General features: G+C 64.8%; 18 protein-coding genes and 1 riboswitch. Of the genes, 15 read left to right on the top strand and 3 right to left on the bottom strand.

The features are described from left to right. Positions 1 to 216: 216 nt before the first annotated feature. The 14 genes from cobT (at position 217) to bluB (ending at position 14,154) form a co-directional block, all read left to right on the top strand. Complete coding sequence (cobT, locus tag AC1RMD_RS30775; protein WP_492932596.1) at positions 217 to 1,251, top strand: nicotinate-nucleotide--dimethylbenzimidazole phosphoribosyltransferase; 1,035 nt, start codon at positions 217 to 219, stop codon at positions 1,249 to 1,251. Between the two features lie 5 nt (positions 1,252 to 1,256). Next, positions 1,257 to 2,039, top strand: coding sequence for an adenosylcobinamide-GDP ribazoletransferase (locus AC1RMD_RS30770; protein ID WP_492932594.1), 783 nt, complete (start codon positions 1,257 to 1,259; stop codon positions 2,037 to 2,039). 4 nt (positions 2,040 to 2,043) lie between these two features. Next, positions 2,044 to 2,595 carry a histidine phosphatase family protein gene (locus AC1RMD_RS30765; protein ID WP_492932592.1) on the top strand — a complete coding sequence of 184 codons (552 nt, stop codon included), beginning with the start codon at positions 2,044 to 2,046 and terminating at the stop codon, positions 2,593 to 2,595. A 33-nt stretch (positions 2,596 to 2,628) separates the two neighbouring features. Continuing rightward, a riboswitch (cobalamin riboswitch) is annotated at positions 2,629 to 2,850 on the top strand. A 132-nt stretch (positions 2,851 to 2,982) separates the two neighbouring features. Next, complete coding sequence (locus AC1RMD_RS30760; RefSeq protein ID WP_492932590.1) at positions 2,983 to 4,833, top strand: TonB-dependent receptor domain-containing protein; 1,851 nt, start codon at positions 2,983 to 2,985, stop codon at positions 4,831 to 4,833. 77 nt (positions 4,834 to 4,910) lie between these two features. Beyond that, complete coding sequence (locus AC1RMD_RS30755; RefSeq protein ID WP_492932588.1) at positions 4,911 to 5,933, top strand: FecCD family ABC transporter permease; 1,023 nt, start codon at positions 4,911 to 4,913, stop codon at positions 5,931 to 5,933. Further along, positions 5,933 to 6,706 (top strand): ABC transporter ATP-binding protein, encoded by a 774-nt coding sequence (locus AC1RMD_RS30750; RefSeq protein ID WP_492932598.1) that lies wholly within the window; start codon positions 5,933 to 5,935, stop codon positions 6,704 to 6,706. The genes AC1RMD_RS30755 and AC1RMD_RS30750 overlap by 1 nt, the downstream gene beginning before the upstream one ends. Continuing rightward, entirely contained in the window at positions 6,703 to 7,341 is a 639-nt protein-coding gene (gene cobO, locus AC1RMD_RS30745) for a cob(I)yrinic acid a,c-diamide adenosyltransferase (protein ID WP_492932586.1), read from the top strand. Before AC1RMD_RS30750 ends, cobO begins: the two co-directional genes overlap by 4 nt. After that, a complete protein-coding gene (locus tag AC1RMD_RS30740; protein ID WP_492932584.1) occupies positions 7,341 to 8,645 on the top strand; it encodes a cobyrinic acid a,c-diamide synthase CobB in 1,305 nt (434 codons plus the stop codon). Before cobO ends, AC1RMD_RS30740 begins: the two co-directional genes overlap by 1 nt. After that, complete coding sequence (gene cobU, locus AC1RMD_RS30735) at positions 8,642 to 9,199, top strand: bifunctional adenosylcobinamide kinase/adenosylcobinamide-phosphate guanylyltransferase (RefSeq protein WP_492932582.1); 558 nt, start codon at positions 8,642 to 8,644, stop codon at positions 9,197 to 9,199. The genes AC1RMD_RS30740 and cobU overlap by 4 nt, the downstream gene beginning before the upstream one ends. Continuing rightward, positions 9,193 to 10,155, top strand: coding sequence for an adenosylcobinamide-phosphate synthase CbiB (gene cbiB / locus AC1RMD_RS30730; protein ID WP_492932580.1), 963 nt, complete (start codon positions 9,193 to 9,195; stop codon positions 10,153 to 10,155). The genes cobU and cbiB overlap by 7 nt, the downstream gene beginning before the upstream one ends. Continuing rightward, entirely contained in the window at positions 10,148 to 11,137 is a 990-nt protein-coding gene (gene cobD / locus AC1RMD_RS30725) for a threonine-phosphate decarboxylase CobD (RefSeq protein WP_492932578.1), read from the top strand. Before cbiB ends, cobD begins: the two co-directional genes overlap by 8 nt. After that, positions 11,134 to 12,021 carry a cobalamin-binding protein gene (locus AC1RMD_RS30720; protein ID WP_492932576.1) on the top strand — a complete coding sequence of 296 codons (888 nt, stop codon included), beginning with the start codon at positions 11,134 to 11,136 and terminating at the stop codon, positions 12,019 to 12,021. Before cobD ends, AC1RMD_RS30720 begins: the two co-directional genes overlap by 4 nt. Position 12,022: 1 nt before the next feature. Further along, positions 12,023 to 13,489: a cobyric acid synthase gene (locus AC1RMD_RS30715; RefSeq protein WP_492932574.1), complete on the top strand. Its 1,467-nt coding sequence runs from the start codon at positions 12,023 to 12,025 to the stop codon at positions 13,487 to 13,489. Continuing rightward, positions 13,486 to 14,154, top strand: coding sequence for a 5,6-dimethylbenzimidazole synthase (gene bluB, locus AC1RMD_RS30710; RefSeq protein WP_492932572.1), 669 nt, complete (start codon positions 13,486 to 13,488; stop codon positions 14,152 to 14,154). The genes AC1RMD_RS30715 and bluB overlap by 4 nt, the downstream gene beginning before the upstream one ends. Here the strand turns inward: bluB and AC1RMD_RS30705 are convergent. Further along, positions 14,151 to 15,881 (bottom strand): alkaline phosphatase D family protein, encoded by a 1,731-nt coding sequence (locus AC1RMD_RS30705; RefSeq protein ID WP_492932570.1) that lies wholly within the window; start codon positions 15,879 to 15,881, stop codon positions 14,151 to 14,153. The genes bluB and AC1RMD_RS30705 overlap by 4 nt on opposite strands. Before the next feature lie 95 nt (positions 15,882 to 15,976). On the opposite strand from AC1RMD_RS30705, the gene AC1RMD_RS30700 reads away from it, so the two are divergent. Beyond that, a complete protein-coding gene (locus tag AC1RMD_RS30700) occupies positions 15,977 to 17,380 on the top strand; it encodes a DHA2 family efflux MFS transporter permease subunit (RefSeq protein WP_492932568.1) in 1,404 nt (467 codons plus the stop codon). Positions 17,381 to 17,385: 5 nt separating this feature from the next. Here AC1RMD_RS30700 and AC1RMD_RS30695 read toward each other — a convergent pair whose 3' ends face one another. Together AC1RMD_RS30695 and AC1RMD_RS30690 are read right to left on the bottom strand one after the other, a co-directional pair. Beyond that, on the bottom strand, positions 17,386 to 19,404 hold the full coding sequence (locus AC1RMD_RS30695; protein ID WP_492932566.1) for a beta strand repeat-containing protein: 2,019 nt from the start codon (positions 19,402 to 19,404) through the stop codon (positions 17,386 to 17,388). Between the two features lie 121 nt (positions 19,405 to 19,525). Continuing rightward, the gene (locus AC1RMD_RS30690; protein ID WP_492932564.1) at positions 19,526 to 21,553 is read right to left on the bottom strand and encodes an esterase-like activity of phytase family protein; all 2,028 of its coding nucleotides are present in this window, start codon (positions 21,551 to 21,553) and stop codon (positions 19,526 to 19,528) included. Positions 21,554 to 21,730 lie beyond the last annotated feature (177 nt).

Below are 21,730 nucleotides of genomic sequence, written 5' to 3'. Positions count from 1 at the left end.
CTTATTCGGTACTGCTTGCAACCGTTGACAAAGCGTTGTGTTTGTCAGTTGCGAAGAAGGAAGATTATGAGGCGTTTCGCCGTTTTCGTCAACCCTCTTTTTCACCCCGCTTTACTCTGCAACACGTGCACCGTTTTGCGGGAGGCGAACTATAGCAAGGGCAGCCGCTGCTTGCAAGGGTAAAATAAGGACTTCAACGATTTATAAGTCGCCCACATGCTTATCCCAACTATCCCTGCCACTAATAACGAGACGCTGGCGGCCCTTCTGGACAAGGCCATCGACAACAAAACCAAGCCGCTGGGGAGTCTGGGCGTACTGGAATCGCTGGCCAAACAACTGGGCCTTATACAGAACACCCGTGCACTCGCGATAACGCAGCCAGCCATCCTGGTGTTCGCGGCCGATCACGGCGTGGTCGCGGAAGGCATCTCCGCCTACCCGCAAGACGTGACCTGGCAAATGGTCGAGAATTTCCTGGCGCGCGGCGCCGCCATCAACGTCTTCGCGACGCAGAACAACTGCGAACTGCGCGTCATCGATGCCGGCGTCAATCACCACTTCGGACCGCGCGTCGGCCTGATCGACCGCAAATTGGCTCCCGGCACCCGCAACTTCGCACAGGAACCGGCGATGGGCCGCGCCATTTGCGAGGCCGCCCTGGCCGCAGGTATGGCCTTGGTCGCCGAACTGGATGGCAACGTGGTCGGCTTCGGCGAGATGGGCATCGGGAACACCACCGCCGCCGCCGCGCTGATGCACAAGCTGACCGGCATCCCGGTCGCGCAATGCGTGGGCGCTGGCACCGGCCTGTCTGCGGAAGGCATCCTGCACAAGCAACACGTGATCAAAGCGGCGGTCGCCAAGCACGCCGCCGCAGTCGAGCCGCTGGATGTTCTGGCCACCTTCGGGGGCCTGGAAATCGCCATGATGACCGGCGCCATGTTGAAGGCTGCCGAATTGCGCAAAGTGCTGCTGATCGACGGCTTCATCGTCACCAGCGCGCTGCTGGTCGCCGCCCGTGTACAACCGGCTATCCTGGACTACTGCGTCTTCGCTCACTGCTCCGACGAAAACGGCCACCAGCAGATGCTGGCCGCGCTGGGCGCCAAGCCATTGCTAAACCTTGGCCTGCGCCTGGGCGAGGGTACCGGCTGCGCATTGGCGCTGCCACTGCTGCATGCGTCGGTCAATTTCCTGAACCAGATGGCCACGTTCGAATCGGCCCACGTCAGCGAAAAGTCCGAGTAAGCGCCGTGCATCAACTACGCCTGTTCTTCACCGCGCTCCAGTTCTTTACCCGCCTGCCGATTCCTGGATGGGTGGGATTCGATCCTGCGTGGCTGAACCAGGCATCGCGCTACTTCCCGCTGGTCGGCCTGGTGGTCGCAGCCATCACGGCCGGCGTGTATGCCTTGGCCGCGTGCTTCCTCCCCGCTCCGGTCGCCGTGCTGCTATCGACCGCCGCCGGCATCTACGCCACCGGCGCCTTCCATGAAGACGGCTTCGCCGACATGTGTGATGGCTTCGGCGGCGGCATGACGCCCGAGCGCGTGCTGGAGATCATGAAGGACTCGCGCATCGGCGCCTACGGCGCCATCGGCATCATCTGCCTGCTCGCCATCAAGTGCACAACGCTGTCCATGCTGCCTCCGCTGGAGGCGATTGCCGCACTATTCATCGCCCATCCGCTGTCGCGATTGATGGCCACCTCGCTGATCTGGCGCCTCGACTACGCGCGCGCCGAAGGCAAGGCCAAGCCGCTGGCGCAAAAGATGAGTACCGCAGAATTCGCGCTGGCCGTCATCACCGCCGCCATACCCGCGCTGGCGATGACCACCTGCGGATGGCTGACGTGGACCGCACTGGCGACCGGCATTATCGCCGCCACCATCGCCAGCGCCTGGCTGGCCCGCAAATTCGTCCGCCGCATCGCCGGCTATACGGGCGACTGCCTCGGCGCGGTGCAGCAGCTCAGCGAAGTGGCGTTCTATCTTTGCGTGCTGGCCAGCATGCGCCACGGCGCCCTGCCCTGGTAACGCTATGCGGCTAATACTGGTCCGCCATCCGCAGCCGCTGATCGCCCCCGGTGTCTGCTACGGCCGCAGCGATCTCGCGGTGGCGCCCGAGCAGCTGGCGCTAACGCTGGCCGCCTTGTCGGCCACACTGCCCCAAGGCCTGCCTCTATATAGCAGCCCGCTACAACGCTGCGCCACACTGGCGGCGCAACTGGCGGCGCCTCTGTCATCCCCCGCACCGCTGCTGGACACCCGCATCGTGGAGATCGATTTCGGCGATTGGGAACTGCGTCCCTGGGACGACATCGCGCGCGACGACATCGACGCCTGGGCCGCAGACCTGGTCAACCACCAACCCGGCGGCGGCGAAAGCGTGCTGCAAATGGCCGGCCGCATCGCCGCTTTTTACGCCGACCTCCAGCGCCAGCAGCGCGACGCCATCGTGATCTGCCACGCCGGCGCAATGCGCCTGCTGTCGGCCTGCCATGCCGGCCTGGCGCCCGCCGAGATGGCGCTGCAAGCGGCCCGTCATCCGCATCAAATCGCCTACGGCGCCACGCTGGTGCTGCAAAACTAAACCGCCACCCCATGACCGCCGCCGCACAAACCCGTATAATGACCGGGTTTTGGTGCCCGCGCGTCTGTCCAGATGCGCAGTTAAACGGGAAACATGAAGCTCTGTAAGAGCCCACGTGTGCTGCCCCCGCAACGGTAAGCAAGTGTCGCAGCTGATGCGCGACAAACCTCCTCTGACAAACCACTGTGCTCCGCATGGGAAGGTGAGGTGGTCTAACTTGCCAGCCCGGATACCGGCCAAATCAGGTGGAAGCGAGCGAACGGGATGTGCGCGAACGGATGGAGCCGACAACAACGGCTACGCTGCATGCATCTCTCAATTCTCCGCTTCTGTTCAATCTGGCCCACGGGGACGTCGGCCGGTTGCTATTAACAGAAAAACTACATCATGACCCTTCGTATCTCCCGTCCCGCGGCCCTGACGTCGCTGGCGCTGGCAATGGCCGCCTCCTACGCTCACGCAGAACCAACCACCGGCACCGTGCTGGTCACCGCCACCCGCAGCCCGCAAGCCCTGGCCGACGTGATCAGCGACAGCGTCACCATCAGCGCCGAACAGATCGCCGAATCCGGCGCCGGCTCCATCGTCGACCTGCTGCAACGCCAGCGCGGCATCGAGATCGCCCGCAACGGCGGCTCCGGCACCAACGCCACCGTGTTTATCCGCGGCGCCAACAGCAACCACAATCTGGTGCTGGTCGACGGCGTACGTATCGGCTCGTCCACCACCGGCGGCGCCAACTGGAGCGCCATTCCGCTGACGGCCATCGACCATATCGAAATCGTCTACGGCCCACTGAGCTCCCTGTATGGCGCGGACGCCATCGGCGGCGTGATCCAGATCTTCACCAAGAAGGGCAAGGGCGCGCCGGCGTTCACCGCCTTCGCCGGCTACGGCACCGACAACACCCGCGAAGGCGATGTGTCGCTCTCCGGCGCCACCGGCGGTGAACACAGCATCAGCTATGCGATCAGCGCAGGCAAGGAAAAATCGGATGGCTTCTCGTCCCTGCGTCCTGCCAGCAACTCCTATAACGCCGACAAAGACGGCTACGACCGCGAAAACGCAGCCGGTCAGTTCAGCCTGCGCTTGGCGGAAGGCCACGAAATCGGCACGCTGCTCCTGCGGAGCAAACTCAAATCCCAGTATGACAGCGGTTCCTCGTCCTACGACGTGCGCTCGGTGGCAAAGCTGGAGAACGCCGCCATCTACAGCAAGAACCAGATCCTGCCGATCTGGCAAAGCCTGGTCCAGTATTCGCGGACCAAGGACGAAGGCGCCAACTACACCAGCGCCCTGGCATCGGGCTACTCGCAGATCAACACCAAGCAAAGCACCTTCACCTGGCAGAATGATGTGCAGATCGGCGCCGACGTGCTGCAACTGCTGTACGACCACCGCAAGGAAGAAGTCGAGACCAACGGCTTCAAATTGGACAATCCACAGCGCACCACCAACTCCCTCGCGGCTTCGTACAACGCCCGTCGCGGCGACAACCTGTTCAACGCCGGCGTGCGCCGCGACAAATCGCTCTACGGCTCGAAGAACACCGGTTCGCTGGGCTACGGCTACAACTTCACGCAGGCGCTGCGCGCCACCGCCAGCTACGGCACCAGCTTCCGCGCGCCAACCTACAATGAGCTGTACTACCCGTCCTACGGCAACCCAGCCAACAAACCGGAACTGGGCAAGAACGCCGAAATTGGCCTGCGCTACGACAGCGGCACCACCGCGCTGAACGCCAGCTATTACCGCAACCGCCTGACCGACCTGCTGGTGAACACCACGCCATGCCCGTACTCTGGTACAAAGAGTGGCTGCGCCTACAACGTCAACCACGCGCTGCTTGAGGGCCTGACCATGGGCGCAAGCAAGCAGTTGGACCGCTTCAACCTGACCGCCACCGTCGACCTGCAAGATCCAAAGGACGAAACCAGCGGCAAGCGCTTGCCGCGCCGCGCCAAAAAGCACGGCAACCTGATGGCCGACTACAGCGCCGGCGCACTGAAGGCCGGCGTGGAACTGGAATTGTCCGGCGACCGCTACGAAGACGCCGCCAACATCAACCGCCTGAGCGGCTATGGCCTGGTCAATCTGTACGCGACCTACCACTTCAACCGCGACTGGTCGGCGCTGGTTCGCTGGAATAATATCGGCGACAAGCAGTACGACCTGGCGCGCAATTACGCCACGCCGATGTCCAAGCTGTTTGCCGGTATCCGCTACGGCTACAAGTAAGCGTCAATGGTGTAACCTGCCGGGCGTGGGGCGCAACCGCCACACGCCCGGCAGTCTCCCTTTTTTGAAAGCAGTGCATGCATTCTTTCTCCCGCAATCTGCGACAGCGCGCCGCCATCACCCTGACAGGGTTGGTGCTGTTCGCATTTGCCAGCCTGGTTTTCTCGGGCATGACCGGTTCGGTCTCGATTCCCCTCTCCGATATTCCCGCGGCAGTCCGTGAACTGCTGCACGGCCAAAGCCAGACACTGGCCTCCACCCTGCTCGACCTGCGCCTGAGCCGCGCGCTGACCGCCTTCGTCACCGGCGCCGCCCTGTCGCTGGCGGGCGTGATGATGCAGGCGCTGTTGCGCAATCCGCTGGCCGACCCGTATGTACTTGGCATTTCCGCCGGCGCTTCCGTCGGCGCCCTGGCCGCGCTGCTGTTCGGCTGCGCCATCTGGATAGTCGACGCTTCCGCCTTCGGCGGCGCCGTCGCCGTCTCGATGATGCTGTACCTGCTGGCCCGGCGCGACCTGCGCGGCGGCGCGGCGGCCGAGGGCGGCACCGCCCTGCTGCTGCTGACCGGCGTCATCCTGTCCTCCGCCTGCATGGCGATGGTGACCTTGATGCTCTCCATCGCGCCTGAAAGCCGTTTGCGCAGCATGGTGTTCTGGATGATCGGTGACCTGGCCGGCGCGCCGATGCGCGCGCTGCCCTGGGTCGTGCTGGCCGGCGGCCTGGTGTTCGCCTTGCGCAGCGCCCGCTCCATGAACGTGATGGCGCTGCACGCCGAAGCCGCCGCCACGCTTGGCATCCGCGTCGGCGCCTTGCGCAAAGGCCTGTTCTTCGCCTCCGGCCTGCTGACCGCCAGCGCCGTCACCAGCGCCGGCAGCGTCGGCTTCGTCGGCCTGATCGTGCCGCACGCCTGCCGCTTCGCCGTCGGCGCCGATCACCGCGTACTGATTCCTGCAGCGGCGCTGGCCGGCGGCACCTTCCTGCTGCTGGCGGACACGCTGGCCCGCACCATCATCGCGCCGCAACAGCTGCCGGTGGGCGTGCTGACGGCGCTGATCGGCGCGCCGGTCTTCCTGTACCAACTGCACCGATTGCGCAAATGATGATCAGCACCCACGACCTCTCCCTGAAAATCGGCCAGCGCCAGCTGATTACGGATCTGAACTGGCAGGTACGCGACGGCGAATGCTGGAGCGTCATCGGCCGCAACGGCGCCGGCAAGAGCACGCTACTGAAAACCCTGGCCGGCCTGCGCGACCCGGATGGCGGCTACGTCGCCATCCAGGAACGCGAGCTACCCGACTGGCCGCTGGCCGAACTGGCGCGGCAGCGCGCCTTCCTGGCGCAGAGCCGCAGCGACGCATTCGCCTACAGCGTGATCGAAACCGTGCTGTCGGCGCGCCATCCCTATCATGGCAACCGCTATTGGGAAGGCAGCGACGACCACGCCGTCGCGCTGAAATCGCTGGAAGCGATGGAAGTGGCCGACCTGGCCGAGCGCGATGTGCGCACATTGTCCGGCGGCGAACGCCAGCGCGTGGCCATCGCCGCCATGCTGGCGCAGGACACGCCGCTGCTGCTGCTCGACGAGCCGGCCAATGCGCTGGACCTGGCGCACCAGGTCAGCGTCATGAACCTGCTGGCGCGCCTGTGCCGCGAGCAGGGCAAGACCGCCGTCATGATAGGACACGACCTGACGCTGGCGCACAGCGTCTCCACCCACGCGCTGCTGCTGATGGGCGACGGCCGCTGGCTGGCCGGCACCACGGCGGAGGTGATGCGGGCCGAAATCCTGGGCGACTACCTGGGCCACCCGATCGACATCATCCAGCACGGCAAACGCAGCATCTTCATTCCCAAAGAGGACCTTGCATGACCCAACAGAATACCGGCGACATCGACGAACAAACCGCGGCGCTGAACGACCGCCACCGCGTGCGCATGGAGCGCAAGAAGGCCATCATCGACGCCAAGATCGCTGCCGCCGACAAGCAGATCGGCATCATCATCGTCAATACCGGCAACGGCAAGGGCAAAAGCTCCAGCGGTTTCGGCATGGTGATACGCGCCATGGGCCACGGCATGAAGGTCGGCGTGGTGCAGTTCATCAAAGGCGCGATGCAGACCGGCGAAGAACTGTTCCTGCGCCGCTTCCCGGAAGAAGTCAGCTTCCACTCGATGGGCGAAGGCTATACCTGGGAAACCCAGAACCGCGAACGCGATATCGAAAAAGCGCAGCTGGCCTGGGAACAGGCGAAGCGCTTCCTGGCAGATCCCGACATCGGCCTGGTGGTCTTCGACGAACTGAATATCGCCTTGAAGTACCGCTACCTGGACGTGGAAAGCGTCATCAACGATTTGCTGGCGCGTCCGGCGATGCAGCATGTCGTCATCACCGGTCGCGGCGCGCCGCCGGAGCTGATCGCCATCGCCGACACCGTCACCGAAATGGAAGTCGTCAAGCACGCCTTCAAGGCTGGCATCGGCGCGCAGCTCGGAACCGAGTGGTAATGACTACGCACATCGAAGTGAAGGTCCTGCTGGTGGCCGCCGTCGCCTCCGGCCAGGGCAAGACCACGGTCACCGCCGCGCTGGCACGCAAACTGGCGCGCCAGGGCAAGCGCGTGCGCGTGTTCAAATGCGGCCCGGATTTCATCGATCCTATGCTGCTGGAACGCGCCAGCGGCGCGCCGGTGCGCTCGCTGGACCTGTGGATGGTTGGCCATGAACTGTGCCGCAGCCAGCTGGCACAAGCCGCCGCCGAAGCGGATGTGATCCTGATCGAAGGCGTCATGGGCCTGTATGACGGCACGCCGTCGTCGGCCGACCTGTCGCGCGAATTCGGCGTGCCGGTGATGGCGGTGATCGACGCCGGCGCCATGGCGCAGACCGCCGGTGCGCTGGTCCACGGCCTGCGCGACTATGGCCCGGTTGAGATGGCGGGTGTGATCGCCAACCGCGTCGCCAGCGAAGGCCACGCCAAGATGGTGGCCGCGTCATTGCGCGACATCCCCCTGTTTGCGACCTTGCCGCGCCAGGCCAAGTCGCTGCCCGAACGCCACCTCGGCCTGGTGCTGCCGGGCGAAGTCCTCGATATCGACCAACTGCTCGACAACCTGGCGGACCAGCTGGCGTTCGACGAAGCGGCCTGGGAGCGCCTGCGCCCGGTGCGCATAGAGATTCCGCCAGCCGCGGAGCCGCAAGCGACGCTGCTCGCCGGCCGCACCATCGCCATCGCCCGCGATCCGGCCTTCATGTTTATCTATCCGGCCAACCTGGATACGCTGCGCCAGCTGGGCGCAACGCTGAAATTCTTCTCGCCGCTGGCCGACGAAGCCATACCTGCCGAAGCGGACGCCGTGTATCTGCCGGGTGGCTATCCAGAGTTGCACGCCGAAGCGCTATCGCAGGCCGGCGTATGGCAGGCGTCGATCCGCGCGGCCCATGCGGCCGGCACGCCCATCGTCGCCGAATGCGGCGGCATGATGGCCTTGGCCGACACCCTTGCCGACCAAGCCGGCGCGGTATGGGCAATGGCGGGCTTGTTGCCGGGCGCCGTGGCAATGCAGGCGCGCCTGGCGGGCCTTGGATCGCAGGGGCTTCCGACAGAACAAGGTGTCCTGCGCGGTCATACTTTCCATTATTCCAAACTGGAGACAGCCGTGGCGCCAGCGGCGTACACTATCAAGCATCCGTCGGCCGTCCAGGGCGAAGCCTGGTATCGCGTCGGCTCGCTGACGGCTTCCTATTTTCACGCTTATTTTCCATCCAATCCGGCGGCGGTTGCCGCCCTGTTTTCTAGGAGCGCAGCATGACACGTACACTGGTTCTGGGGGGCGCACGCTCCGGTAAAAGCGGCTATGCCGATCGCCTGGCCATCGAGTCGGGCAAGGAAATCGTCTACATCGCCACCGCCACCGCCGGCGACGTCGAAATGACGGCGCGTATCGCGCATCACCGCGCCGGCCGGCCCAGCGAATGGATCACCGTCGAAGAGCCGCTGGCACTGGGCAACCAGCTGCTGCGCTGGTCCTCGCCGGACCGTTTGATCCTGGTCGACTGCCTGACGCTATGGCTCAGCAACCTGCTGTTCAGCAGCGGCGAGACCTACCCGGAAGTCGGCGAGATAACGCTGCCCGCGCTGTTCCACGAGCAGCAGGACATGCTGGCCAGCGCGCTGACCAAGTGCGCCAGCGACGTGGTGCTGGTTTCGAACGAAGTCGGCATGGGCATCATGCCGTTCGGCGCGATCTCGCGCTGCTTCGTGGACGAACAAGGACGGCTGAACCAGGCCATGGCCGCCATCTGCGACCGCGCGGTGTTCGTCGCCGCCGGCCTGCCGCTGGTGTTAAAAGGGACGCCGTGCTGACAGGCTTGAGCTTCGGCGTCATCGCCCTGCTGATGGTGGCGGGCGTGCTGCTCGACCTGATGTTGGGCGAAGCGCGCCGCTGGCATCCGCTGGTCGGCTTCGGCAACCTGGCGATGACGCTGGAGCGTCGCCTCAACCGCGGCGGCCTGCGCTTCTGGCGCGGCCTGCTGGCCTGGGCGCTGGCCGTGCTGCCGTTGACCGCCCTGGCCGCGCTGCTGGTCCGGCTGCTGGGCGTCACCGGCGCGCTGCCGTGGATGGCGCATGCCGCCATGCTTTATTTTTGCCTCGGTCTGCGCAGCCTGCGCGACCACAACCTGCCCATCGCCGACGCGCTGGCGCAGAGCGATCTACCGAATGCCCGCCTGCTGACCGCCCGCATCGTCAGCCGCGACACCACCAGCGCCAGCGAGATCGAACTGACCAAGGCCAGCGCCGAGTCCCTGCTTGAAAATGGCAACGACGCCGTCTTCGGCACGCTGTTCTGGTTCATCGTCGCCGGCGGCCCCGGTGCGGTGCTGTTCCGCATGGCGAACACGCTCGATGCGATGTGGGGTTACCGCACCGCGCGGCTGATGCAATTCGGCTGCGCCGCCGCCCGCATCGACGACGCATTGAACTACCTCCCGGCGCGCCTGACCGCCCTCTCCTACGTACTGCTGGCGCCCGGCCTGCAAGGCAAGCTGCGCGCCTGGCAGTGCTGGCGCACGCAGGCCCCGGCCTGGAGCAGCCCGAACGCCGGACCGGTCATGTCCAGCGGCGCCGGCGCGCTCGGCGTGCAGCTGGGCGGCGCCGCCATCTACGACGGCGAAGTGGAACACCGTCCGCCGCTGGGCCAAGGACAACCCGCCACCGGCGCCGACATCAGCCGCGCATGGCGCCTGGTCGCGCGCACCACGGCGCTGTGGCTGGCCGTCGCCAGCGCCGTCGCCGCATGGATGGAGTTTGCACATGCTTGAACACGGCGGCAACCTGCGCGACGCGGCGCTGCGCTTCGGCCGCGACGACTGGCTCGACCTGTCGACCGGCATCAACCCGCACTGGTACCCGGCGCCTGCGCTGCCGGGCAATGCGTGGCACCGCCTGCCGGAAGCCGATCCCGAACTGGCGCAGGCCGCGGCCGCCTACTACGGCGCGCCGCTGATGCTGCCGGTCGCCGGCACGCAGGCCGCCATCCAGGCGCTGCCCCGGCTGCGCAAGCCCTCGCGCGTGACCGTCGCCGCGCCATCCTATGCGGAGCATGCGCACCACTGGAACGAGCACGGACACACGCTGACGCAAACGCCGTATGAAGCGTTGGACGCGGCCGTGGCGCACAGCGATGTCATGGTCGTCTGCAATCCCAACAACCCGACCGGCGCCAGCGTGCCAGCCACCCAGCTGCTGCGATGGGCGGACCAGCTGGCCGCACGCGGCGGCTGGCTGGTGGTCGACGAAGCTTTTGGGGACACGGCGCAACACAACAGCGTGGCAGCGCACAGCGGACGTCCGGGCCTGATCGTCCTGCGCTCGATCGGCAAGTTCTTCGGCCTGGCCGGCATCCGGCTGGGCTTTGTGGCCGCGCACCAGGACCTGCTGCGCGAACTGGCGGACCTGCTGGGGCCTTGGGCCGTCAGTGGCCCGGCACAGCACATCGCCCTCGCCGCGCTCAACGATCACGCCTGGCAGGAAAACACGCTTCGGCAGCTGCTGTCGAGCGGCGAACGCCTGCGGCAACTGCTGGCGGCACACGACATCCGCGCTACCGGCACGGCGCTTTTCCAATGGTGGAGCGAAGACCGCGCGGAGGCCTTCTGGCAGCACATGGCGGAACGCGGCATCTGGGTGCGGCTGTTCAAACAGGCCGCACGCGGCATCCGCCTCGGCCTGCCGCCCGACGAAGCTGGATGGCAGCGGCTGGAGACGGGACTCACAGAATGGAACAACAAGGAATCCACATGAACAAACTGACGATCAAACTACTGGCCAGCCTGACGACATTGGCGGTGGCCAGCAGCGCCAACGCCGCCATCTCGGTGCGCGACGACGACGGCAACGTCGTCACGCTGCAAAAACCGGCGCAGCGCATCATCGCCATGGCGCCGCACGTGACGGAGCTGCTGTACGCGGCCGGCGGCGGCGACAAGATCGTCGGCGCGGTCACCTACAGCGACTACCCGGAAGCGGCAAAAAAGCTGCCGCGCATCGGCGACAACCGCCAGGTCGACATGGAACGCGTAATCGCCATGAAGCCGGACCTGATCGTCATCTGGCTGCACGGCGCCTCCGAGCGCCAGATCGAAACGCTGCGCCAGCTGAACATCCCGATGTTCCACAGCGAGCCGACTAAACTGGACGGCATCGCCGACAACGTGCAGCGGCTGGGCCAGTTGATGGGCACCGAAAGCGTCGCGCAGCCGGTCGCCGCCGAGATCCGCCAGCACTTCGCCGCGCTGGCCAAACAGTATGGCAACCGCCCACCGGTGCGACTGTTCTACCAGGTGTGGGACAAACCGCTCTACACGCTCAACGGCACCTCCATCGTCAGCGACGCGATGCGCCTGTGCGGTGGCGTGAACATCTTCGCCGACCTGAAGGTGACGGCGCCGGTGGTCAGCAACGAAGCGGTGCTGCAGGCCGATCCCGAAGCCATTTTCGGCACCAGCGAGAAGAACTACGGCGGCGTAGGCCTGTGGCGCCCGTACACCACGATGAAGGCGGTCCGCAGCGACAATCTGTTCACCCTCGACGGCGAACTGCTGAACCGCGCCGGCCCGCGCATGGTCGCCGGCACCACCGCCCTGTGCGAAAAACTGGAACTGGTGCGACAGCGCCGCAAGAATTGATATGAGCTTTCCCTATTCGACCCTGATGGTTCAGGGCACCACCTCCGACGCCGGAAAAAGCACCGTCGTCGCCGCCCTGTGCCGGCTGCTCAAGCGCCAAGGCGTGCGCGTGGCGCCATTCAAGCCGCAGAACATGGCGCTCAACAGCGCCGTCACGGCGGACGGCGGCGAAATCGGCCGCGCCCAGGCGCTGCAAGCCATCGCCGCCGGCGTGGCGCCGCATACCGACATGAACCCGGTGCTGCTCAAACCGTCCAGCGACATTGGTGCGCAAGTCATCATCCACGGCAAGGTGCGCGCCGAGATGAACGCGCGCGACTACCACCAATACAAGACCGTGGCGATGCAGGCAGTGCTGGAATCGCACCAGCGCCTGCTGGCGCAGTACGACAGCGTGATCGTCGAAGGCGCTGGCAGCCCGGCGGAGATCAACCTGCGCGACCGCGACATCGCCAACATGGGCTTCGCCGAAAAAGTCGACTGCCCGGTGATACTGGTGGCCGATATCGACCGCGGCGGCGTGTTCGCGCACATCGTCGGCACGCTTTCCTGCTTGTCGGAGAGCGAACGCGCGCGCACCATCGGCTTCGTCATCAACCGCTTCCGGGGCGACATCAAGCTGCTGGAGCCCGGCCTGGAATGGCTGGAACAACAAACCGGCAAGCCGGTGCTGGCGGTACTGCCTTATCTGCACGGCCTGTTCCTCGATGCCGAAGACGCGGTGCAGCCGGTGCAGGCTTCGCGCGGCGCCTTCCGCGTCGTCGTCCCCAGCCTGCCGCGCATGAGCAACCATACCGATTTCGACGCCCTGCGCGCCCATCCGGACGTGGACCTGCGCTTCGTGCGCCAGAGCGAACCGATACCGGCGGCGGATCTGATCATCCTCCCCGGCAGCAAGAACACGCGCGGCGACCTCGAATGGCTGCGCGCCCAGGGATGGCCGGAGCAGATCGCCCGCCACCTGCGCTACGGCGGCAAGGTAATCGGCGTCTGCGGCGGCTTCCAGATGCTGGGCAGCAGCGTCACCGATCCGCTGGGCATGGAGGGCGCGGCCGGCACGTCGCCCGCACTCGGCCTGCTCGACATGAGCACCGAAATGACGGCCGACAAACGGCTGGTGCAGGTTCAAGGGGTATGCGCCTTTGACGAAGACAAGGCCAGCGTCAGCGGCTACGAAATCCACATGGGCACCTCGACCGGCAGCGCGCTCGATATGCCGGCCTTCGTCATCGACGGCCGGCCCGAAGGTGCGCTCTCGGCGGACGGCCAGATCCTTGGCACCTACCTGCACGGCCTGTTCGATACGCCGCAAGCCAACAGCGCGCTGCTGCGCTGGGCCGGACTGCATACGCAAAACACGGTGGACACCAGCGCATTGCGCGAAGCGAGCCTGGACCGCATAGCCGACGCCACCCAACCGCTGATGGACGCTTTGCTGGCATTGCACGACAAGGCGCCATCCGCATGAGCACCGCCAGCCCACACGCCTTCGCGCCGGCCGAAATCGAAGGCGTCTACCGCGCCATACGCGAACGGCGCGACGTCCGCCATTTCAAGCCAGGTCCGCTGGAACCGGGACAGCTGGAACGCTTCATCGGCGCCGCCCACAACGGCCCCAGCGTCGGCCTGATGCAACCATGGCGCTTCATCCGCATCACCAATCCCGCCTTGCGCGCGCAGATCCACCAGCACGTAAACGAGGAGCGCATCAAGACCGCCGAAGCGCTGGGCAAACGCGCCGAGGAGTTCATGCAACTCAAGGTGGAAGGCATACTGGCGTGCGCCGAAGTGCTGGTGGTCGGTCTGATCGACAAGCGCGATCAGTATGTATTCGGCCGCCGCACCATGCCGGAAATGGACCTGGCCTCCGCCGCCTGCGCGCTTCAGAACTTCTGGCTGGCGGCGCGGGCGGAAGGCATAGGCGCCGGCTGGGTGTCGATGTTCGATCCCCAGCGGTTGCGCGACATCTGCGGCATGCCGGACGGCAGCCAGCCGATCGCCGTGCTATGCGTCGGCCACGTGCACGAGTTCTATACCGCACCGATGCTGGAGCTCGAAAAATGGGACCAGCGCCGGCCGCTGTCCGACATCATGTTCGAGGACCGCTGGGATAATCCCGCCAGCGCAGTTTAAGCGCCGCCGCACTCCTCGATCCTGCGGTTGCCCGGTCCCGGCAAGGTGCGCAGGCTGCGCTCCGTCGCCGCCGTGAACTCGTGCTTGAAGACGGTATCGACGAAGCGCCAGTCGCAGCGCACCTGCTCGTGGCTGGCGGTGACGATCATGTAGCCACGCTTGCTGGTTTGCGCGTAGTACAACGGCTCGATCAAATCCACCATCATGCTCGCCACGTCCTCGGGATCGCGGTCCGGATATGCGCCCTCCATCCCCGGCGACGACACCGACGCCGTCGCAAACTCCACGCCCACCTGGCGCCCCTGCGCGTCGTGTAGATCGCTGGCCCAGGCATTGTGGGTGTCGCCGGCCAGCACCACCAAATTCTTGCGATGGCGCTGCATCATGGCGAATACCAGCTCGCGGTCGTTCTGGTAGCCGTCCCATGAATCCATGTAGCAGGGCAGCGTCGGTGCCGACAGCCACCGCTTTTCCCGGCCGCTGACGCAGGAAGGGTCGGCGGCCGCGCGCTTCTTCAACGCCGAATAATCGGTGCAATTGCATTCGCCCATGGCGACGGCGGTCGGATACTCCATGCGCGCCATCAGCACTTGCTGGCCCAGCATCTGCCAACGCGCGTTGGAGCCCTGGACCTGGCGCTCCAGCCACGCCATCTGCTCGGCCCCCATCATCTGTCGGCGCGGCGAGCAGACATCATGCTTGTACTTCTCGACGTCGAAGCGCTTGTGCTCATCGTAGTAGGAGGACATCATCAGCTGCTGGTCGCGGCCGATCACACGCGTATCGAGCATGTGCAGCGACACCACGCCGCCGAAGTCGAAGGAACGGTAGATCTTCTCCGGTGTGGCCGGATCGGTTGCACGGATCGGCATCCACTCGTGGTACGCGGTCATGGCCGCCACCTTGCGCAAAGTGAAGGGGCCGAACTCGGAAGCCTTGTGCTCGGCCGAGCCGTCGCGCCAGGTATCGTCGGCGAATTCATGATCGTCCCACACGGCGATGAACGGCATCGCCGCATGCACCGCCTGCAAATCGGGATCGGAGCGGTACTGCGCGTAGCGGCGGCGATAGTCCTCCAACCGCAGCAGCAGCTCGCGCGGTTCGGACACGCGGCCCAGCGCCTCGGCATTGCCGCAGGCGTAGCCGGTGCTTTCGTATTCATAGATGTAGTCGCCGATGTGCAGCGCGGCGTCGATATCGTCCTGGCGGGCGGCATCGGCGTAAACGTTGAAGTAACCGGACGGATAGTTCGAGCAGGAGAACACCGCCAGCCGGACCTGGCGCACATCGCCACGCGGCAGCGTCTTGGTGCGTCCGACGGTCGACTTCACCGTGCCGACCGCGAACTGATAGTAGTAGACGTGGCCCGGCAACAGGCCGGCGGCGTCCACCTTGACGGTATAGTCCTTCTGCGCCGAAGTGGTCAGGCTGCCATTGGCCACCAGCGTCTGCATGGCCGGATCGGTCGCCATCTGCCAACGCACTGAAATGTCGCCGCTCTCGTCGCTGCGGCGCGGCGTCACGCGGGTCCACAGCATCACCCGGTCGCCGAGCGGATCGCCGCTGGCCACGCCATGATCGAAACCGACTGCGGCGCCATCGGCGATGCTGGCTGCCGTGCTGCTGCAACCGCCCAGGCCCGCACCTGCGCCCACGCCCAGCAAGGCGGTGGCGCCCATTTGGCGGATAAAACCACGACGACCTGGGAACAGCGACTTAGCGTCCATCTCAACTCCATCGGGCATTTCGATGAGCGCCAACTTACGCCCGCTACATGACCGCCCTATGACCGCCCTGTGGCTTTTGTGTGACAATCGTGAGCATGAATACAACCGCCGCCAAGAGCTACCTTCCGTGGGTGGTCGCTACCGCCCTGTTCATGGAACAGCTGGACTCCACCATCGTCAACACTGCGATCCCCAGCATGGCGGCCAGCCTGAATGTAACGCCCCTCAGTTTGAAGGCGGTCGTCACCAGCTACATCCTCAGCCTGGCGGTGTCGATCCCGATCAGCGGCTGGATGGCGGACCGGTTCGGCACCCGGCGCGTCTTCATGAGCGCGGTGGCGATATTCACGGTGGCGTCGGTGCTGTGCGGCTTGTCGGTCAACACGCCGATGCTGGTGGCGGCGCGGCTGCTGCAAGGCCTGGGCGCGGCGATGATGATGCCGGTCGGACGCCTGACCATCGTCCGCACCTTCCCCAAATCCGAACTGCTGGCGGCGATGAATTTCGTGATTATTCCGGCGCTGATCGGGCCTTTGCTAGGCCCCACGATCGGCGGCTTGATCGTGCACTGGCTGACGTGGCGGGACATCTTCTTCGTCAACGTGCCGGTCGGCGTGGCGGCGATCTTCCTCGCGCACCGCTACATGCCGGACTATCGCGGCGACGGCGCGCGGCCGCTGGACCTGATCGGACTCGTGTTGTTCGGCACCGGCGTGGCGCTGCTGTCATGGCTGCTGGAGATCTTCGGCGAGCACAGAATCGATATCACGTCCGCGATGGTGCTGCTGTTCATCGCTTGCAGTCTGCTGGCGGCTTATGTGTGGCACGCCAGGGAAGCGGCGTTTCCCTTGCTGCGACTGGCGCTGTTCCAGATACGAACCTTCCGCGTGTCCGTGGTCGGCGGCTTCATCACGCGCATCGGCGTCGGCGGCCTGCCCTTCCTTCTACCGCTGCTGTATCAACTGGGATTGGGACTGCCGGCATGGCAATCGGGCTTGCTGATGATGCCGTCCGCCGCAGCGGCCATGGGCATGAAGTTCATATCGGTGCGCGTGCTGGGCCGCTTCGGCTACCGCCAGGTCCTGACCGTCAACACGGTGTTGATCGGACTGACCATCAGCCTGTATTCATTCGTCCAGCAGGGAACCCCGCTGTACATGATCGTGATGATCAGCCTATGCCTGGGCTTCTTCAATTCGCTGCAATTCTCCGCCATGAACAGCATCGCCTATGCCGATGTGGATAGCGCGGATTCGAGCATGGCCAGCACCATGGCAAGCTCGATGCAGCAGCTGTCGATGAGCTTTGGCCTGGCGACCGGTTCGTTGGTCACCGGCTGGTTCCTGGGCGACCTGCCCCAATCGAACCGGCTGGCGCTCACCGGCGCGCTGCATCACGCCTTCCTGACGCTGGCGATACTCACTATCCTGTCTTCGTTGACCTTCTGGTCATTGCGCCAGGAGGATGGCGAGAGCATCAGCAAAGGCAACCCCGCGTAGCGCGCCTATTTGCGGCGGCGGACCATGGCGCCCACCATCGCCAGGCCGGCCAGCAGCATGGCGTAGCTGGCTGGTTCAGGTACGGCTGTCACGCCGGTATAGGCGCCGTCGAAGCGATAGCGCACCGCCAGCCCGTTGATGCTGGTGGCGCCCACCAGTTGCAGAAAGTCTGCATCGGCGGTCACGTCACCCAACAGGCGGAATGCATAGGCGCCTGATGCGGCCTCGGTGAACGTCAACGTCTTGCCGTCGACGACCGCGCCCAGGCCGCTGAAGGTCAGCGATGAGCCGCCCAGCAGCACCGATGAACTGTCCGCCAGCGACAGGCTGGCGAAAGTCTGGCCGTTTGCGCCGCCGGCGTTGGTCAGTTGCAGCGTGCCGCCGTTCAGCACCAGGGCGCTGTTGGCCGACAGGCGGTTCGTGCCGTCCAACACCAGCGTTCCGCCGCTGAGCTGCGTCGCTCCATCGTAGGTGCTCACGCCCGACAGTAGCACGGTGCCGCTCTTGATTTCTACGTTGCTGAAGTTGGAGATCGAACCTGCAAACGAAAAGCTGTTGCCCGCTCCCGGCGTAATCACCATCAGATTGCCGTTGCCCGTGCCGCCGTTGATACTGCCAACGATGCCGCCGCCGGTGATGGTCAAGCTGTTTTGACCGCTGCCCATCTCAATCGCCTTGCCGCTGCTGGCGCCGTTGATGATGCCCGCATTGAAGATGACGGTATTGTCGGAGCCGGTCTTGATGGCTGCGTTGGTGGAACCGCCGCCCTGGAGAGAGGCGCCGGTGTTGTTATAGATGGTGACGACATAGCCGCTGGCCGCGCCGACGGTGACGATGGCCGAATCGCTCTGGCCGCGTATCAGACCGCCGTTCTGGTTGGTGATGGTGGCGTTGCCGTACAGGCCTTCGCGGCTGCCAGGCGAGCCGGCGATGTCATTGCCCGCCAACGTGATGCCGCGTCCGACGGCGTTGCCGTTCCCTGCGGATACCAGTCCTTCAATGGTGCCGGAGTTGAAGATCACGCCGCCGCCAACGCTCAAGCCTTCGCTGAACGCCAGGCCATCGGCTGGCGCGCTGAAGGCGTTGGCCGAGCGGATGATGCCGGTGTTGGTGACGTTGGCGATGCCGTCGATATCCAAGCCGTCGCCGTCGCCCGTCACACCCATGCCGATGATGGTGCCGTGATTGGTGATGGTGGCTACCTGCTTGCCGTTAAAGCCATCCAGGTTGACGCCCGAGCCATTGCTGCCGCGGACCATGCCGCCCACCTCATTCGTGATGTCCATGCTGAAGAACTGCGACGCGGCCTTCTGGCCTCCGGTGATGCCGTGGCGACCGCCGTCGAGCAGGCCGGTTGCGCCGTTGATGATGACCACACTGCTATTGTTTTGCGCATCGATGCCGTCGCTGCTGCCGCCCGCCTTGGTGATCGAGACAATGGAGCCGTAGTTGTTCACCACGCCGCCGACGCCGGGACGCACGGAGTCCGCCTCCGATGCCTGCAGCAGTCCGTAGTTGTTCACGATGTTCGCGCCGGTGGCGATCGTGGAGAAGTCCACCGCCTGCGATCCGCCTGCGCTGGCGTTCGCCGAGATCATCGAGCCGTAGTTGGTCAGCGTGACGCTGGCATTCGCCTTGTTCATCTGGATCACGTCGCCGTCGGCCGCCAGCATCTTGGCGGCCCTGTTGGTGGCGCTTCCGTTGATGATGGACAGGCCGGTGACGCCGGTGTTATCGCGTATCACCCGGCCGTTGCCGGTCTGGCTGATGAGGCCTTGGTTGTTCAGCGTGGCGTTTTTGTCGGTGATGGTCACCGCCACCGCGCCGCCGCCGACAATCAACGAACCGCTGCTGGTAATGGTGCCGGTCTGGTTCTTGCCCAACGTTTGCGCATCGGTGTTGGCGTTACTCAGGGTGCCGGGGAAAACGATCACGGGATTGGCGGCCGAGACACTCAACGGCAGTGCCGCGGCAAGCAGCAGGAATTGAATGGCGGAGGAAGGTTTCGACGGCGCGAGCAACATGGTTTGTCCCGGATATTGTGTGAGCAAACCTTCAATATCCCATATTTTTATGACACCGCCGTGACGCCGAACGCCGCCCCGCGCTAAAACAGGGGCGGGCCTGGACGGCCCGCCCCTTGCATCAGAACGCGGTCAACGCCTTGGTGAACTTGATCAGCCACAGACGGCTTGGACGCTCGCGGTCCTCGCCACGTGCGACGCGAATCGCATTCGCAGCGTTGCAGCCGGCAGCGGTGCTGGTGATGATGACGCCCGCCGCATCGACGTTGCACTTGGTGACATCCGCATCGTCTACCACCACGCCAGTTGCGGTAAGGATCTTGGTTTTCATACCGAAGTCGTTATCGTTCGACAGTGCCAGCGTATTGGCATCGACGACGGTCAGGCCTTCGGCCTTCTCCGCCTGCCAGCCGACCGCGTTCAGATCCAGCAGCAGCGTTTTCTTCAGCGTCGTCACCGATTTCCAGTCGGCGCCGTTGACCGCCACGCCGCCCATGCTGCTCTTCTCCAGGTCCGAGGTCTTGACGTTGTAGCTTGCAGCGGCAATGTCGGTTGCCGCGCCTATCTCCACCAGCATCAACTTGTTGAACACTTTGCCGTTCGGCGCCGCGCCCTGTTCGATCACGATGAATTTGCCATTCCCCAGCGCCACCAGGTCACCCAGCTTGGCGTTGCCGGTGCGGCCGTCCTGATAGTCGGCGGCGAAGAGCGGATATGCGTACATCTTGCCCGAGGTGCCGGTGGTGGGGTCGAATTCCACCCAGCGCGTAAAGCGCGCGTAGCGTTCGATCGCCTCGCTCTTGCCGGTCACCGAGTAGGTCGCATTGCCATCGGTGAGTGGACTTTGCAGGAAGCCGTGCAGCTTGTCGGTGCTGGCGTCCAGCGTCAGGCCTTCCATGCCGCGATTGGCGCGACGCTTCAGGAAGATGTCCGGCAGGCCGCTGCCCGGTGCGTATTTGTTGAGGATGATACCGGTGGCGGGATCGAGCTTGACGATGAACGGACCGTATTCGTCGGAGATCCACAGCACGTTGCGCTTCTTGTCGACGACCACGGCTTCGGTATCCAGGCCGCCGGCGTTGAAGGTGGCCTTGCTGGTGGCGTCATACTTCACCGCGTCCATCACCGGCAGCTCGGACGAGTTACCTACCGCGCCAGGTGCGACCGGCAGGCCGGAAGCGTTGACGGTAGCCGAGACTTTGATCGGCGTGGACGACGTCAGCACCGCGCCGGTTTTGCCGACGGTGATCACGCCGAACGACGGCGTGAAGCTCGGCGACGGGAATATCTTGGCGCCGGTGACACCGCCGCCGCTCAGCGCCGGCAGGTTTGGACCGTCGCCGTTCGGACCGCGGTCGGTCAGGCCATAGAACTCCAGGTCGCCGTTGGCGTTGGTACCCTTGAAGGCCAGCGACGAACCGTAGGATGGCAGGAAGCCCAGCGGGAACTCTTCCTTGACCTTGGCGTTGCCGCCTTCATACGGCACATAGTAGCTGGCCGCAGCCTGTATCTGGTAGCGGGTAACGCTGACGGCGACCGCGCCGAGCGGCGTGGTTTGCGTGAACGATTCGACGACCGGCGTGCCCACTTTGGAGGCCAGCGTATCTTCGAAGTGCTCGCGCACCAGCGTGCGGCGGCTGTCATCGACGGTGCGGGCGGCGTACTTGGCGCCGGCGGCGGCCAGGTTGGCGCTCATTGCGGTGTTGAAGGCAGCGGCGTCCATGGAGAAGTCGGCGCTCTTGGCGGCCAGCGCGGTTTTCACATCGGCGGCGATCTTGATGCCGTTCGATGGATCGCTGTCTTCATCCAGCAATTGCAGGGCCAGCAGGCGATTGACGACCTTGGTGTCCTTGACGTCAGTCACGCCGGCCAGTTGCAGCGGCGTGATGGTGGCGGCGCACGGCGCACTGCCCAGCGCAACGCCGCCGATGCTGAAGCTGACGGTATCGCCGGCATAGCAGGTGAACTCGCCCTTGGCCGAGGTGCTGGCTTTCGCGGCAGTGCCGGCGACATAGTCCAGGTTCTCCACGGCGCCATCGAGGAAGACGCCGGTGATCGGCGTTTTGACTGGCGCGGCCGTGTCGCTACTACCGCCGCAGCCGGCCAGCACGGAGAATACCGCGAGCGAAATCAGGGAAAAGTTTTTCATGCGTAGCGAGCCTCAGTTGAAAAAGAGGAAAGCTTAGCGATAATAGGTTACGTGGATGTGACAGACGAAAAAAAGCCCCGACCAAATCATTGGAAGGGGCTTTTTAATATAACTAGCCTGACGATAACCTACTTTCACACTGGTTGCAGCACTATCATCGGCGCAGAGTTGTTTCAC

This window comes from Duganella sp. GW822-FHT06D06, from assembly GCF_058799615.1.
Note: the sequence above shows the minus strand (reverse complement) of the source record. Positions and strands in the feature narration are given on the sequence as shown.